This window comes from Citrobacter sp. Ce119, assembly GCF_030334525.1.
Taxonomy (GTDB): Bacteria; Pseudomonadota; Gammaproteobacteria; order Enterobacterales; family Enterobacteriaceae; genus Citrobacter; species Citrobacter europaeus.
In genome coordinates, this window is sequence record NZ_JAOWDR010000041.1 from 1 (window position 1) to 15,143 (window position 15,143).

At 53.8% G+C, this 15,143-nt stretch carries 15 protein-coding genes and 1 tRNA gene; 12 read left to right on the top strand and 4 right to left on the bottom strand.

Annotated elements, in window-relative coordinates; translation table 11 throughout:
• Positions 1 to 108: 108 nt before the first annotated feature.
• Together OGV80_RS04485 and rsmC are read right to left on the bottom strand one after the other, a co-directional pair.
• Positions 109 to 195: transfer RNA gene (locus OGV80_RS04485), tRNA-Leu, on the bottom strand.
• A 222-nt stretch (positions 196 to 417) separates the two neighbouring features.
• Positions 418 to 1,449: a 16S rRNA (guanine(1207)-N(2))-methyltransferase RsmC gene (gene rsmC, locus OGV80_RS04490; protein WP_286513827.1), complete on the bottom strand. Its 1,032-nt coding sequence runs from the start codon at positions 1,447 to 1,449 to the stop codon at positions 418 to 420.
• 102 nt (positions 1,450 to 1,551) lie between these two features.
• Here rsmC and holD point away from each other — a divergent pair, with 102 nt between their 5' ends.
• From holD to OGV80_RS04530, 8 genes are all read left to right on the top strand, one after another.
• Positions 1,552 to 1,965, top strand: a complete 414-nt coding sequence (gene holD, locus OGV80_RS04495; protein ID WP_047406371.1) for a DNA polymerase III subunit psi — start codon at positions 1,552 to 1,554, stop codon at positions 1,963 to 1,965.
• Positions 1,934 to 2,380, top strand: coding sequence for a ribosomal protein S18-alanine N-acetyltransferase (gene rimI / locus OGV80_RS04500; protein ID WP_043018331.1), 447 nt, complete (start codon positions 1,934 to 1,936; stop codon positions 2,378 to 2,380). Before holD ends, rimI begins: the two co-directional genes overlap by 32 nt.
• Before the next feature lie 14 nt (positions 2,381 to 2,394).
• Positions 2,395 to 3,075: a pyrimidine 5'-nucleotidase gene (gene yjjG, locus OGV80_RS04505; protein WP_043018332.1), complete on the top strand. Its 681-nt coding sequence runs from the start codon at positions 2,395 to 2,397 to the stop codon at positions 3,073 to 3,075.
• Positions 3,076 to 3,167: 92 nt separating this feature from the next.
• The gene (gene prfC, locus OGV80_RS04510; protein ID WP_016151601.1) at positions 3,168 to 4,757 is read left to right on the top strand and encodes a peptide chain release factor 3; all 1,590 of its coding nucleotides are present in this window, start codon (positions 3,168 to 3,170) and stop codon (positions 4,755 to 4,757) included.
• A gap of 307 nt (positions 4,758 to 5,064) precedes the next feature.
• A complete protein-coding gene (gene osmY, locus OGV80_RS04515; RefSeq protein WP_043018333.1) occupies positions 5,065 to 5,682 on the top strand; it encodes a molecular chaperone OsmY in 618 nt (205 codons plus the stop codon).
• A 127-nt stretch (positions 5,683 to 5,809) separates the two neighbouring features.
• Complete coding sequence (locus OGV80_RS04520) at positions 5,810 to 5,971, top strand: DUF1328 domain-containing protein (RefSeq protein ID WP_003019081.1); 162 nt, start codon at positions 5,810 to 5,812, stop codon at positions 5,969 to 5,971.
• Positions 5,972 to 6,092: 121 nt separating this feature from the next.
• On the top strand, positions 6,093 to 7,166 hold the full coding sequence (locus OGV80_RS04525) for a patatin-like phospholipase family protein (RefSeq protein ID WP_043018334.1): 1,074 nt from the start codon (positions 6,093 to 6,095) through the stop codon (positions 7,164 to 7,166).
• On the top strand, positions 7,163 to 7,939 hold the full coding sequence (locus tag OGV80_RS04530) for a metal-dependent hydrolase (RefSeq protein ID WP_075145241.1): 777 nt from the start codon (positions 7,163 to 7,165) through the stop codon (positions 7,937 to 7,939). Before OGV80_RS04525 ends, OGV80_RS04530 begins: the two co-directional genes overlap by 4 nt.
• A 95-nt stretch (positions 7,940 to 8,034) precedes the next feature.
• Here OGV80_RS04530 and OGV80_RS04535 read toward each other — a convergent pair whose 3' ends face one another.
• Positions 8,035 to 8,898: a YjjW family glycine radical enzyme activase gene (locus OGV80_RS04535; RefSeq protein ID WP_075145240.1), complete on the bottom strand. Its 864-nt coding sequence runs from the start codon at positions 8,896 to 8,898 to the stop codon at positions 8,035 to 8,037.
• The gene (locus OGV80_RS04540; protein WP_047406362.1) at positions 8,870 to 10,420 is read right to left on the bottom strand and encodes a YjjI family glycine radical enzyme; all 1,551 of its coding nucleotides are present in this window, start codon (positions 10,418 to 10,420) and stop codon (positions 8,870 to 8,872) included. Before OGV80_RS04540 ends, OGV80_RS04535 begins: the two co-directional genes overlap by 29 nt.
• Before the next feature lie 261 nt (positions 10,421 to 10,681).
• Here OGV80_RS04540 and deoC point away from each other — a divergent pair, with 261 nt between their 5' ends.
• The 4 genes from deoC (at position 10,682) to deoD (ending at position 15,143) form a co-directional block, all read left to right on the top strand.
• On the top strand, positions 10,682 to 11,461 hold the full coding sequence (deoC, locus tag OGV80_RS04545) for a deoxyribose-phosphate aldolase (RefSeq protein ID WP_042312514.1): 780 nt from the start codon (positions 10,682 to 10,684) through the stop codon (positions 11,459 to 11,461).
• 168 nt (positions 11,462 to 11,629) lie between these two features.
• Complete coding sequence (deoA, locus tag OGV80_RS04550) at positions 11,630 to 12,952, top strand: thymidine phosphorylase (RefSeq protein ID WP_043018339.1); 1,323 nt, start codon at positions 11,630 to 11,632, stop codon at positions 12,950 to 12,952.
• Between the two features lie 52 nt (positions 12,953 to 13,004).
• On the top strand, positions 13,005 to 14,228 hold the full coding sequence (gene deoB / locus OGV80_RS04555; protein WP_043018340.1) for a phosphopentomutase: 1,224 nt from the start codon (positions 13,005 to 13,007) through the stop codon (positions 14,226 to 14,228).
• A 195-nt stretch (positions 14,229 to 14,423) separates the two neighbouring features.
• The gene (gene deoD / locus OGV80_RS04560) at positions 14,424 to 15,143 is read left to right on the top strand and encodes a purine-nucleoside phosphorylase (RefSeq protein ID WP_000224864.1); all 720 of its coding nucleotides are present in this window, start codon (positions 14,424 to 14,426) and stop codon (positions 15,141 to 15,143) included.

The window sequence follows — 15,143 nt, forward strand, 5'->3', positions numbered from 1 at the left end:
GAGGGGGGGGACTCGAACCCCCACATCCTAAGGACACTAACACCTGAAGCTAGCGCGTCTACCAATTCCGCCACCTTCGCCCAGTGCGAGCAATATCAACGTGGATTATGGTGCGAGGGGGGGGACTTGAACCCCCACGTCCGAAAGGACACTAACACCTGAAGCTAGCGCGTCTACCAATTCCGCCACCTTCGCATACCATCGACACTCAAAAAGTATCGTTACCACGGGGGCGAATTCTAGAGATTTTATGCAGGGCGTCAACAGTTAATTATCGAACTTAACGTGATTGCCGAAAAAAAAGGCGTTTCTTCGGGGTTTGGCGTTTTATCCAGGCCGGATAAGCGCTAGCGCTATCCGGCGTTGATCGGTGTCACGTCGGATGGCGGTGTAAACGCCTTATCCGGCCTGGATCGGTCAGGCTTTTTTCGCCTGGCGCGTCATAACGGTGCGATAGACCTTAAAGCGCCCGGTCTGCGCGATAACTTCGTGGAAGCCAAACACTTCATCCAGTACCTTCGGATAAGGCAGGAAGGCGTTCGCCACGATACGCAGCTCACCGCCGCTGTTGAGGTGGCGCACTGCGCCGCGAATCAGCGTCTGCGCGGCATCGAGGCTGGTCTGCATCCCATCGTGGAACGGTGGGTTGGAGATGATCATATCAAAGCGACCCGTCACGTCAGAAAAGACGTTACTGGCGATGACGTCACCTTCAATCCCGTTGGCGGCAAGCGTTGCGCGGCTGGCTTCAACCGCGACGGCGCTAACATCGCACAGGGTTAAGCGCACTTTTGGCGAGTGGCTGGCTAACGCGACGGAGAGTACGCCCGCGCCACAGCCGACATCCAGAACTTTGCCTTTGGTGTGTGGCGTCAGCGTGGAGAGCAGCAGTTGGCTGCCAACATCCAGGCCGTCGCGGCTGAATACGCCCGGCAGCGTTTTGATGGTCAGATTTTCGGTCTGGTATTCATCCCAGTATTTTTCGGCATCAAAGACCGGCTGTTTTTCCAGACGACCATGGTACAGGCCACAGCGACGCGCGCTGTCGACTTTGTTCAGCGGCGCGTATTCGGCCAGCATCTGCTCTGCGCTACGTACGCCGCTGCGGTTCTCACCCACCACAAAAATATCAGTACCTACCGGTAACAGCGAAAGAAGGTTCATCAACTGGAACTGGGCTTCCGGCTTATTCTTCGGCCAGTAGTAGATTAACGTATCGCTATCGCCGACGTCATCGGCCTGCGCGACGAGGCTGAAGCGAACGTTGTCGCCCATCTGGCGGTTAAGCACCTGCCAGTGGTGAAGCTGCTGAGTGTGCGCACGGCTGGCGGCGCTTTCAAAATGGGCAGGCAGGTCATCCTGCAAATCACCGGCAAACAGAATACGGCTTTGTTCGAAATCATCACTGTGGCGCAGCAAGACTTCACTTGCCGGGGTAAAAGCAGACATGGAGTGCTCCTTAAATTGTACAGCGGGGGATTATAGTTGTTTGATGGCGCGGATTCGACAAATTTGCTATATTTGCGCCCCTGATTACAGGAGTGTTTCGCTATGACATCCCGACGAGACTGGCAGTTACAGCAACTGGGCATTACGCAGTGGTCGTTGCGTCGTCCTGGCGCACTGCAGGGCGAGATCGCGATTTCAATTCCTGCGCATGTCCGTTTGGTGATGGTTGCTGCACAGTTACCCGCGCTAACCGAACCGTTGATGAGCGATATTTTACGCGCATTAACCGTCAGCCCGGATCAGGTTTTACAACTGACGCCTGACCGTGTCGCCATGCTGCCGCAGGGCAGCCGCTGTAATAGCTGGCGGCTGGGAACCGATGAGCCGCTGCTGCTGGAGGGCGCTCAGGTCGCGAGTCCTGCGTTTAATGAATTACGGGAAAACCCAGCGGCCCGCGCCGCGTTATGGCAACAAATCTGCGCATATGAACACGATTTCTTCCCTCGAGCCGACTGATTTACCTGCAGCATTTCAGATTGAAAAACGCGCCCACGCTTTTCCGTGGAGTGAAAAAACATTTGCCAGCAACCAGGGCGATCGCTACCTCAATTTTCAGTTGAGGGTTGGCGACGTGATGGCCGCCTTTGCGATTACGCAGGTCGTGCTGGATGAAGCTACGCTGTTCAATATCGCCGTTGATCCTGACTTTCAGCGCCGGGGCCTGGGGCGTGAGCTGCTGGAGCACCTGATCGATGAGCTGGAAAAGCGTGGCATTTTGACCCTGTGGCTTGAGGTGCGCGCCTCAAATGCTGCCGCTATCGCGCTATATGAAAGCCTGGGCTTTAATGAGGCAACGATCCGGCGCAATTACTATCCGACGGCCGATGGTCATGAAGATGCCATTATCATGGCATTACCAATCAGCATGTAAGACAAGGTGTAATGATGAAGAAGTGGGACTGGATTTTCTTTGATGCCGACGAAACGCTGTTTACGTTTGACTCGTTTACCGGCTTACAGCGGATGTTTCTCGACTATAGCATTACTTTTACCGCTGAAGATTTTCAGGACTACCAGGCTGTAAATAAACCGCTGTGGGTGGATTATCAAAACGGCGCGATTACCTCATTACAACTGCAGCATGCCCGTTTCCAGAGCTGGGCTGAACGCCTGAAGGTCGAGCCAGGCCAGCTTAACGACGCATTCATCAATGCGATGGCGGAAATCTGCTCGCCGTTGCCAGGGGCGGTTTCTCTGCTCAATGCGATTCGTGGTAAAGCGAAAATCGGCATCATTACTAACGGCTTTACGGCGTTGCAACAAATCCGCCTTGAGCGGACGGGGCTGCGCGACTATTTCGACCTGCTGGTGATTTCTGAGCAGGTTGGCGTGGCAAAACCCGATCCCCGTATTTTTGACCATGCGCTGGAGCAGGCGGGCAATCCTGACCGTTCCCGTGTGCTGATGGTGGGTGACACCGCAGAGTCCGATATTCTTGGCGGCATTAACGCTGGGCTATCCACCTGCTGGCTAAATACGCACCACCGCGAGCAGCCAGCGGGCATTCAGCCCACCTGGACCGTAGCGTCATTAAGCGAACTGGAGCAACTCCTGTGTAAACACTGATTGCCTCCCCCCCGTTGATGGGTAAAATAGCCGCAATTTTTCGTATTCAACTTGCACGGCCCGTTGCCGTGCTTACCTAAGAAGATTTGACTATGACGTTGTCTCCTTATTTGCAAGAGGTGGCCAAACGCCGCACTTTTGCCATTATTTCTCACCCGGATGCCGGTAAAACGACAATTACTGAAAAGGTACTGTTATTCGGACAGGCGATTCAGACCGCCGGTACGGTAAAAGGCCGTGGCTCCAGCCAGCATGCCAAATCTGACTGGATGGAAATGGAAAAGCAGCGTGGTATCTCGATTACCACCTCCGTAATGCAGTTCCCGTACCATGACTGCCTGGTCAACCTGCTGGATACCCCGGGGCACGAAGACTTCTCCGAAGATACTTACCGTACCCTGACGGCGGTGGACTGCTGCCTGATGGTTATTGACGCCGCAAAAGGCGTTGAGGACAGGACCCGTAAGCTGATGGAAGTTACCCGTCTGCGCGATACGCCAATCCTGACCTTTATGAACAAACTCGACCGTGACATCCGCGATCCGATGGAGCTGCTGGATGAAGTCGAGAACGAACTGAAAATCGGCTGTGCGCCGATCACCTGGCCGATTGGCTGCGGTAAGTTGTTCAAAGGCGTCTATCACTTATATAAAGACGAAACTTACCTGTACCAGACGGGTAAAGGCCATACCATTCAGGAAGTCCGCATTGTTAAAGGTCTGAACAACCCGGAACTTGATGCTGCCGTGGGCGAAGACCTGGCGCAGCAGTTGCGTGACGAACTGGAGCTGGTGCAGGGCGCGTCTAACGAATTCGACCATGAGCTGTTCCTCGCAGGCGAAATCACCCCGGTCTTCTTCGGTACCGCGCTGGGTAACTTCGGCGTTGACCATATGCTGGACGGTTTAGTGGAGTGGGCACCTGCGCCGATGCCGCGTAAAACCGACACCCGCGTCGTTGAGGCTTCCGAAGAGAAGTTCACCGGCTTCGTGTTTAAAATTCAGGCCAACATGGACCCGAAACACCGTGACCGCGTGGCGTTCATGCGCGTGGTGTCCGGTAAGTACGAGAAAGGCATGAAAATGCGCCAGGTGCGCATTGGTAAAGACGTGGTTATCTCCGATGCGCTGACCTTTATGGCCGGTGACCGTTCTCACGTGGAAGAAGCGTATCCGGGCGATATTCTTGGTCTGCACAACCACGGCACTATCCAGATTGGTGATACCTTCACCCAGGGCGAAATGATGAAGTTCACCGGTATTCCGAACTTCGCGCCGGAGCTGTTCCGTCGTATTCGCCTGAAGGATCCGCTGAAGCAGAAACAGCTGCTGAAAGGGCTGGTTCAGCTGTCAGAAGAGGGTGCAGTGCAGGTCTTCCGTCCGATCGCCAATAACGATTTGATCGTGGGCGCTGTCGGTGTGCTGCAGTTCGACGTGGTGGTTTCACGCCTGAAGAGCGAATACAACGTTGAAGCGATTTATGAGTCGGTCAACGTGGCGACTGCGCGCTGGGTAGAGTGTTCTGACGTGAAGAAATTCGAAGAATTCAAGCGTAAAAACGAAATTCAGCTGGCGCTGGATGGCGGCGATAACCTCACCTATATTGCGCCGACCATGGTTAACCTGAATCTCACCCAGGAACGTTACCCTGACGTTCAGTTCCGCAAAACGCGCGAACACTAATCGACCTTCCAGGGCACGGTATCCGCCGTGCCCTGCAACTTTCCCTGTCTTTTAAATCCCTTGCGGAATGTTCTTAAAACCTCTCATTTTTCTTTTGTTTGCCTGTTTTTTAGTCAATCTGGACTGCGATCACGAAATCCTGAACTATATTTAACAATGTGATGACATAAATGTCGGCGTTAAATGCTTTTTAGGCTGCCTGTTGCAGCTTCTATTGCTGATATTTATTCCACTTACAAGATTAGTTGCTGGCTCAAGCCCTATAACGGCAGAGCATAGCTTTTAGCAAACATACAGGAATACATCGATGACAATGACAGGACTTAAGATTTCTAAAACGCTGCTGGCCGTGATGCTGACTTCCGCTGTTGCAACGGGTTCTGCTTTTGCAGAAAACTCCACGACGGATAAAGCGCAATCCGGCGTCGAAAGTGCGGGGCAGAAAGTCGATAGCTCTATGAACAAAGTCGGTAATTTCATGGATGACAGCACCATCACCGCGAAAGTGAAAGCCGCGCTGGTGGACCACGATAGCATTAAGAGCACCGATATTTCCGTCAAAACCGATCAGAAGGTGGTGACGCTAAGCGGGTTTGTTGAAAGCCAGGCACAAGCCGAAGAGGCGGTGAAAGTGGCGAAAGGCGTAGAGGGTGTGACCTCCGTCAGCGACAAATTACACGTGCGTGATAGCAAAGATACTTCTGTAAAAGGCTATGCGGGCGATACGGCAATCACCAGTGAGGTAAAAGCCAAACTGTTGGCCGATGATATTGTCCCTTCCCGCAAAGTGAAGGTTGAAACCACCGATGGCGTGGTACAGCTTTCAGGAACCGTTGAATCACAGGCTCAAAGCGATCGCGCTGAGAGCATCGCCAAAGCAATTGATGGCGTGAAAAGCGTCAAAAACGATCTTAAAACTCACTAATTAGACTTAATTCGTCCTCCTGACGTTTGTCGGGAGGCGTGTTGTGCACCACACTGAAAATATCGCCGATGGGCAGCCTGAGTGCTCATATCAAGCGGTGACATTAACTATGGTAAAGGAGAAGCACATGTTTCGATGGGGCATCATATTTCTGGTTATCGCGTTAATTGCCGCTGCACTGGGTTTTGGTGGACTGGCGGGTACCGCTGCAGGCGCAGCGAAAATTGTTTTTGTGGTGGGGATCATTCTGTTTCTGGTCAGCCTGTTTACCGGGCGTAAACGACCCTAGTAAGTAAACCGTAAAGATATCTTGCTACTCAGCCAGTCCAGCGGACTGGCTTTTACGGTTTTAGCGGCAGGCATTTTGCGTTACTTTGTTCTCCTATTAAAAAAACAACAGGAAGGCAGAGGTGGGGCAGAGAATACCTGTCACGCTCGGTAATATCGCGCCGTTATCGTTACGTCCGTTTCAACCAGGCAGTATGGCGCTGGTGTGCGAAGGCGGGGGACAAAGAGGCATTTTCACCGCTGGCGTACTGGATGAATTCATGCGGGCGCAGTTCAATCCCTTTGATCTCTTCTACGGGACGTCCGCTGGCGCGCAAAACCTTTCAGCTTATCTCTGTAACCAGCCTGGTTACGGTCGTAAAGTCATCATGCGTTACACTACCCGACGTGAGTTTTTTGATCCGGTGCGCTTTGTGCGCGGGGGAAACTTAATCGATCTCGACTGGCTGGTGGATTCGACCGCCTCCCAGATGCCGCTGGCAATGGATAACGCCGAGCGCCTGTTTGCCGCAGGGAAAGCGTTTTATATGTGCGCCTGTCGGGGCGATGACTACACGCCGGGCTATTTTTCGCCGAATCGGCAAAATTGGCTCGATCTTATCCGTGCTTCCAGCGCGATTCCCGGATTCTACCGCACAGGAGTTGCGCTCGATGGCGTGAACTATCTTGATGGTGGCGTCAGCGACGCCATACCGGTGCAAGAGGCGGCGAAGCACGGAGCAAAAACGCTGGTGGTTATCCGCACAGTACCCTCGCAAATGTACTATACGCCACAGTGGTTCAAACGTATGGAACGCTGGCTGGGCGAAAGCAGTCTGCAACCGTTATTGAATCTGGTCCAGCACCATGAAGACAGCTATCGCGCGATCCAAAGTTTTATTGAGAAACCGCCGGGTAAACTGCGCATCTTTGAGATCTATCCACCCAAGCCGCTCCATAGTATGGCGTTGGGAAGCCGTATTCCGGCGCTGCGGGAAGATTACAAGACAGGACGCCTGTGTGGTCGTTACTTCCTGGCGACAGTCGGCAAACTGCTGGCGAAAAATGCACCGCTGCCTCGTCAGACGCCGAAGATTGTGGTGCCGGGGCCGGTGGTGGTTCCTCCCGCGCCGGTGGCCAACGACGCCCACGCGCCTGTGGTAGCCAATGCGCCTCAGGCGAACGACACGACGTTTGATAATGAGGATTTGGCGTGAGTTATCGTTTTATCGATACGCATTGTCATTTTGATTTCCCACCGTTTACCGGCGATGAATCTGCCAGCATTCAGCGCGCGGCTGACGTCGGCGTGCAAAGCATTATCGTTCCGGCTACCCAGGCGGCAAATTTTCCCCGCGTACTGGCGTTAGCGGAACATTATCCTTCATTGTTTGCTGCCCTGGGGCTGCACCCGATTGTCATTGAACAGCATGGTGATGATTGCCTGGAACAGTTGCAGCAGGCGCTGGATAAGCGTCCCAAAAAGCTGGTGGCAGTAGGCGAAATTGGGCTGGATCTGTATCGGGACGATCCGCAATTCGACAAGCAAGAGCGGCTGCTGGAAGCGCAGCTTAAGCTGGCGAAGCGTTACGAATTGCCGGTGATCCTGCATTCGCGGCGCACTCATGACAAGCTGGCGATGCACCTTAAACGCCATGCTTTGCCACGAACAGGCGTGGTGCATGGGTTTTCCGGAAGCGTGCAGCAGGCCGAACGCTTTGTGCAACTGGGGTACAAAATTGGCGTGGGCGGCACCATTACTTATCCGCGGGCCAGTAAAACCCGCGAGGTAATGGCGCAACTGCCGCTGGACTCGCTGCTGCTGGAAACCGACGCGCCGGATATGCCGCTCAACGGCTTTCAGGGACAGCCCAACCGCCCTGAGCAGGTAGTCAGAGTGTTTGACGTCTTATGCGAGCTGCGCCCGGAACCTGCAGATGTGATCGCTGACGCGCTGTATCGCAATACGACCGCGTTGTTTACTGTGTGATTGTTGCGTGCCGGATGCGACGCAAAAGCGTCTTATCCGGCCTACGGACTGACCTCATGTGTAGGCCGGATAAGGCATAGCCGCCATCCGGCATTTCACAGGTACAGCGCTGGGAAGATCATATTATTCACACCGCGTTCGCGTAGCCCTTGCGCCAGTTGCTCGACATCCTCCGGCGTTGCACTCGGCCAGTCTTTCGCTTCGCCATACACCCCGTGCGCATGAAAGGCATTCAGCCGTACCGGTACATCACCTGAACGCTTGATAAACGCCGCCAGCGCATCGATATGCTGCAGATAATCCACCTGACCAGGAATCACCAGCAGGCGCAGCTCCGCCAGTTTTCCCTGCCCGGACAAAAAGGTAATGCTCTGTTTAATCAGCGTGTTATCGCGGCCAGTTAGCTGTCGATGACACACGCTGTCCCAGGCTTTTAAATCAAGCATCACGCCGTCGCACACCGGCAACAATTTTTGCCAGCCGGTTTCGCTTAGCATGCCGTTGCTGTCTACCATGCAGGTCAGGTGTTGCAACAGTGGATCGGTTTTGATCGCGCTAAACAGCGCCACGATAAACGGTAGCTGGGTGGTTGCTTCGCCGCCGCTGACCGTAATTCCTTCAATAAACAGCACTGCCTTGCGAATATGCTCCAGCACCTCATCAACGCTCATGTTCTGCGCCATCGGCGTGGCCTGCTGGGGGCACAGGTGCAGGCAGGTATCGCACTGCTGACACACGTCGGACTGCCACCATACTTTCCCCGCGCTCAGGCTCAGCGCTTCATGCGGGCAATGCAGTACACACTCCCCGCAGTCGTTGCAGCGCCCCATCGTCCACGGGTTGTGGCAATTTTTACAGCGCAGATTACATCCTTGCAGAAACAGAGCCAGGCGACTGCCCGGCCCGTCGACGCAGGAGAAAGGAATCAGCCTACTTACTGAAGCGCATCTGCTGTTCATGGCTAATCACGCGAGGTTGTCGTTCCAGAATGCGCGTATTGCGCGCGGCTTCTTCACCAAGCCAGGTGGTGTTGGTGCGTGAACCTGCGGCACGATATTTTTCCAGATCCGACAGGCGGACCATATAGCCGGTGACGCGGACCAGATCGTTGCCGCTCACGTTGGCGGTAAACTCGCGCATTCCGGCTTTAAACGCCCCGAGGCACAGTTGCACCAGCGCCTGAGGATTACGTTTGATGGTTTCATCCAGCGTGAGAATGTCGCTGATCCCGGCGTGATAAAACGCGTGATGCGGCGCGACGGTTTGCAGATGGGTGATCGGGTCCGGCTCATCGCCGTAGGGCAGACGCGCGCCCGGCGTGGTGCCGATGTCAGAACTGATCCCTGACTGCGCATGCAGCATCGCACGCTGATTCCAGCCATATTTCACCGGGGTGCTTTCGACAAACTCCGCCAGTTGGGCGCTGATACGATAGCCGAGCTGATTGGCGAACGCATCTTTGCCGTAGCGCGCGTTCTCCCCCGCCTTATCGCACAGCAGGTTCACCGCCTCCGCCAGGCCATACATGCCGAACATAGGCACAAAACGTTCGGGATCAATCAACCCTTCCTGCACGAGGAAGCTATTCTCAAAGAAATGTGATTTTTCATAAAGGAATTCACATCGTGAATCAATGATGGCGATTTGCTGTTGGCAATAGTGCGGTAGGGTGCGCGTAAAGAAGTCATCGACAGAGGTACTGCGCTCTGCGATGGCTTTCAGATTAAGCCTGACCAGCGTGCTTCCGCCTCCGGCGAGCGGCAACGAGTTGTAACAGCTGACGACGCCATACTGACCTTTTGTGAAAATTTTATCATTTTCAGGGCCGTTGGAAATGTGCGGCTTACTGCACTCGCAGATATTTTGCGCCACGTTGAGCAGCAGATCGTCAGGGGTAATTTGCGGATCATAAATAAATGTCAGATTAGGTGAAACCTGCTTTAGCTCTGCATCTGCACGTAAAATCGCTCGGGTGACTGGCGTATCGGCGGGGCCGATGTTGGCATGCATAAACGCGTCTGGCAGGGTTCTGTCGAGATAACGCCAGAAACGTTTTATTCGAATATCGATCTCTTCTTGTGTTAGAATTCTAACATATGGTTGCAACAGGGCGTCGAGCTGACCGAGATAGACCGGCATTGAGGTCACTGACGGAACGTGGTGGTACAGGATGGTGAGCAAGGACAACGCATCATCAAGATCGCTGGCACCTTCCAGCTCCAGCCACGATGAACCGTTGGCCAGAAAACGCGCATAGTCGGGTAAGACATAGCGCGGTTTGAACGGGGCGTGACCTTCGTACATATCGCAGATCACCCCGTCATCCAGCGCCTGGCGTGCCTCAGCAGGCAGTTGCGGATAAGGCAGCGCGTTTTCAGCCTCCAGCGCCAGAAAATGGCGTTTCTGCTCAGGGCTGAGCACCGGACTGGTCACGATTTGTTGGCAACGCTGTTGCAGCGCGAGTTCGCTTGAAGTGGGCATCGTTGATTCCTTTTTATCCCGAAGGTGTAACGCCATTGTAGAAAGCAACGCCACCACAACCTTTGATCCGGATGCGCCTGATGCCACCGCATCCCCTCAGGAAAGGTTATTTATTTGAAGTAGATCTCATTAGAGTAATGCAAATCTGTATGTGGTTTTCATTAACTGTGATGTATATCGAAGTGTAATAGCGAGCGGATGTTAGAATACTAACAAACTCGCAAGGTGAAATTTTATACGGCGATGCCGTTGGAGAATGTTATGACCGATTTAACAGCAAGCAGCCTGCGTGCACTGAAACTGATGGACCTGACCACCCTGAATGATGACGACACCAATGAAAAAGTGATCGCGCTGTGTCATCAGGCGAAGACCCCGGTTGGCAACACGGCAGCAATTTGCATCTATCCACGTTTCATTCCTGTTGCGCGTAAGACTCTGAAAGAGCAGGGCACGCCGGACATCCGTATTGCCACCGTCACCAACTTCCCGCACGGCAACGACGACATCGAGATTGCGCTGGCTGAAACCCGCGCGGCGATAGCCTACGGTGCAGATGAAGTTGACGTGGTGTTCCCGTATCGTGCGCTGATCGCGGGTAACGAGCAGGTTGGTTTTGATCTGGTTAAAGCCTGTAAAGACGCGTGCGCGGCGGCAAACGTGCTGCTGAAAGTGATCATCGAAACCGGTGAACTGAAAGAAGAAGCCCTGATTCGCAAAGCGTCTGAAATCTCCATCAAAGCCGGTGCTGATTTCATCAAAACCTCTACCGGTAAAGTGCCGGTCAATGCGACCCCTGAAAGCGCTCGCATCATGATGGAAGTGATCCGCGACATGGGTGTTTCTAAAACCGTAGGTTTCAAACCGGCTGGCGGCGTGCGTACTGCAGAAGATGCACAGCAGTTCCTGGCGATTGCCGACGAACTGTTTGGCGCTGACTGGGCTGATTCTCGTCACTATCGTTTTGGCGCATCCAGCCTGCTGGCGAGCCTGCTGAAAGCGCTGGGTCATGGCGACGGTAAGAGCGCAAGCAGCTACTAAGTTTGAATTGCCCATCGTAGGCCGGATAAGGCGCAGCCGCCATCCGGCATCAGTACGACTGCCGGGTGCGCGTTGCTTACCCGGCCTACAACGGCTTGGATTATTAAGAGTAATCATTCATTGCAGTGGGTTTTCCGCAGCATTTAACCTGATTAATCGGGGGTTACCGTGTTTCTCGCACAAGAAATTATTCGTAAAAAACGTGATGGTCACGCGCTGAGCGATGAAGAAATTCGTTTCTTTATCAATGGTATTCGCGACAACACCATCTCTGAAGGACAAATCGCCGCCCTGGCGATGACCATTTTCTTCCACGATATGACAATGCCTGAGCGAGTTTCGCTGACCATGGCAATGCGTGATTCAGGAACCGTGCTGGACTGGAAAAGCCTGCAGCTGAACGGCCCGATTGTGGATAAACACTCTACCGGCGGCGTAGGTGACGTAACGTCACTGATGTTAGGCCCGATGGTTGCTGCCTGTGGCGGCTATATTCCGATGATCTCCGGGCGTGGCCTGGGGCACACCGGCGGTACGCTCGATAAACTGGAAGCGATTCCTGGGTTTGATATCTTCCCGGACGACGCGCGTTTCCGTGAAATTATTAAAGACGTGGGTGTGGCGATTATTGGGCAAACCAGCTCGCTCGCACCGGCGGATAAACGTTTTTATGCCACCCGCGATATTACCGCGACCGTGGATTCCATCCCGCTGATTACCGGCTCCATCCTGGCGAAAAAGCTGGCGGAAGGGCTGGATGCGTTGGTGATGGATGTGAAAGTAGGCAGCGGCGCCTTTATGCCGACCTACGAGCTTTCTGAAGCCCTTGCCGAAGCGATTGTCGGCGTGGCGAACGGGGCGGGTGTACGTACCACCGCGCTGTTAACCGATATGAACCAGGTACTGGCCTCGAGCGCTGGTAACGCGGTAGAAGTCCGCGAAGCGGTGCAGTTCCTGACCGGTGAATACCGCAATCCACGTCTGTTAGACGTCACCATGGCGCTGTGCGTGGAAATGCTGATCTCCGGCAAACTGGCGAAAGATGACGCCGAAGCCCGTGCGAAATTGCAGGCGGTGTTGGATAACGGTAAAGCGGCAGAGATTTTTGGTCGCATGGTTGCGGCGCAGAAAGGACCGACCGATTTCGTCGAAAATTATGCGAAGTACCTGCCGACGGCAATGCTCAGCAAAGCGGTATATGCTGATACCGAAGGCTTTGTTAGCGCCATGGATACTCGTGCGCTGGGAATGGCGGTCGTTTCCATGGGCGGCGGTCGTCGTCAGGCTTCGGACACCATTGATTACAGCGTTGGCTTTAGCGACATGGCGCGTTTGGGCGACAGCGTAGATGGACAGCGTCCGCTGGCGGTGATCCACGCGAAAGATGAAGCCAGCTGGCAGGAAGCGGCGAAAGCGGTCAAAGCGGCAATCAGCCTTGACGATAAAGCGCCAGAAATTACACCGACAGTCTATCGTCGTATAACCGAATAATTGTATACTGATCTGATCGCTTTTTTGCGGCGCAAAAGGTACGGAGATTAATATGAAACGTGCATTTATTATGGTGCTGGACTCCTTTGGTATTGGTGCGACTGAAGATGCGGATCGCTTTGGCGACGTAGGCTCAGACACTATGGGACACATTGCAGAAGCCTGTGCGAAAGGTGAAGCTGACAATGGTCGCAAAGGCCCACTGACTCTGCCTAACCTGACCCGTCTGGGCCTGGTGAAAGCTCACGAAGGTTCTACCGGTAAAATTGCTGCTGGCATGGACGGTAACGCGGAAGTCATTGGCGCCTATGCATGGGCGCATGAACTCTCTTCCGGGAAAGATACACCGTCTGGTCACTGGGAAATCGCCGGTGTTCCGGTTCTGTTTGACTGGGGTTATTTCTCCGATCATGAAAACAGCTTCCCGCAGGAACTGCTGGATAAGCTGGTAAAACGTGCCAACCTGCCGGGCTACCTCGGCAACTGCCACTCTTCCGGTACCGTGATCCTGGATCAACTGGGTGAAGAGCATATGAAAACCGGCAAGCCGATTTTCTATACCTCCGCTGACTCCGTGTTCCAGATTGCCTGCCACGAAGAGACTTTTGGCCTGGATAAACTCTACGAGCTGTGCGAAATCGCTCGTGAGGAACTGACCGAAGGTGGTTACAACATCGGTCGTGTTATCGCACGTCCGTTTATCGGTGATAAAGCCGGTAACTTCCAGCGTACCGGTAACCGTCACGATCTGGCCGTTGAGCCGCCAGCACCGACCGTGCTGCAGAAACTGGTCGACGAGAAAGACGGTCACGTGGTTTCCGTCGGTAAAATCGCGGATATCTACGCTAACTGCGGCATCACTAAAAAAGTGAAAGCCACCGGTCTGGACGCGCTGTTCGACGCCACCATCAAAGAGATGAAAGAAGCCGGTGATAAGACCATCGTCTTCACCAACTTCGTTGATTTCGACTCTTCATGGGGACATCGTCGCGATATCGCCGGTTACGCAGCGGGTCTGGAACTGTTTGACCGCCGTCTGCCAGAGCTGATGGAGCTGGTAGGTGAAGATGACATTCTGATCCTGACCGCCGACCACGGCTGCGACCCGAGCTGGACCGGCACTGACCACACCCGTGAGCACATTCCGGTACTGGTCTACGGCCCGAAAGTTAAACCTGGCTCTTTAGGTCACCGTGAAACCTTCGCGGATATCGGTCAGACGCTGGCGAGCTACTTTGGTACGTCGCCGATGGACTACGGTAAAAACATGCTGTAATACCCGTTGTCTTTCGCGCTGTAGATGCGTTGACTTCATTCGCTCACCCCGGTCACATAGTGAATCTATGCTCCCGGGGATACACGAATTCGTCGCCTTCCTACAACGCGAAATCCTTAGGGTATTTGGATACGTTTTGTAGGCCTGATAAGGCGTAGTCGCCATCAGGCAATAACAACGAAATAAGGATAAAAAATGGCAACTCCACATATTAATGCAGAAATGGGTGATTTCGCTGACGTCGTATTGATGCCGGGCGACCCGCTGCGTGCAAAGCATATTGCTGAAACTTTCCTCGAAGATGTTCGTGAAGTGAATAACGTGCGCGGCATGTTAGGTTTCACCGGTACTTATAAAGGCCGTAAGATCTCCGTAATGGGTCACGGTATGGGTATCCCGTCCTGCTCCATCTACACCAAAGAGTTGATCACCGATTTCGGCGTGAAGAAAATCATTCGCGTAGGTTCCTGCGGCGCTGTGCGTATGGACGTTAAACTGCGTGACGTGGTTATCGGTATGGGTGCCTGCACCGACTCCAAAGTTAACCGTATCCGTTTTAAAGATCATGACTTCGCCGCTATTGCTGATTTCGACATGGTGCGTAACGCGGTTGATGCGGCAAAAGCGCTGGGCGTAGACGCGCGCGTGGGCAACCTGTTCTCCGCTGACCTGTTCTACTCTCCGGACGGCGAAATGTTCGACGTGATGGAAAAATACGGCGTGCTGGGTGTGGAAATGGAAGCGGCGGGTATCTACGGCGTCGCGGCTGAGTTTGGTGCGAAAGCTCTGACCATCTGCACCGTATCCGACCATATCCGTACTCACGAGCAAACCACTGCGGCTGAACGTCAGACGACCTTCAACGACATGATCAAAATCGCACTGGAATCCGTTCTGCTGGGCGATAAAGAGTAA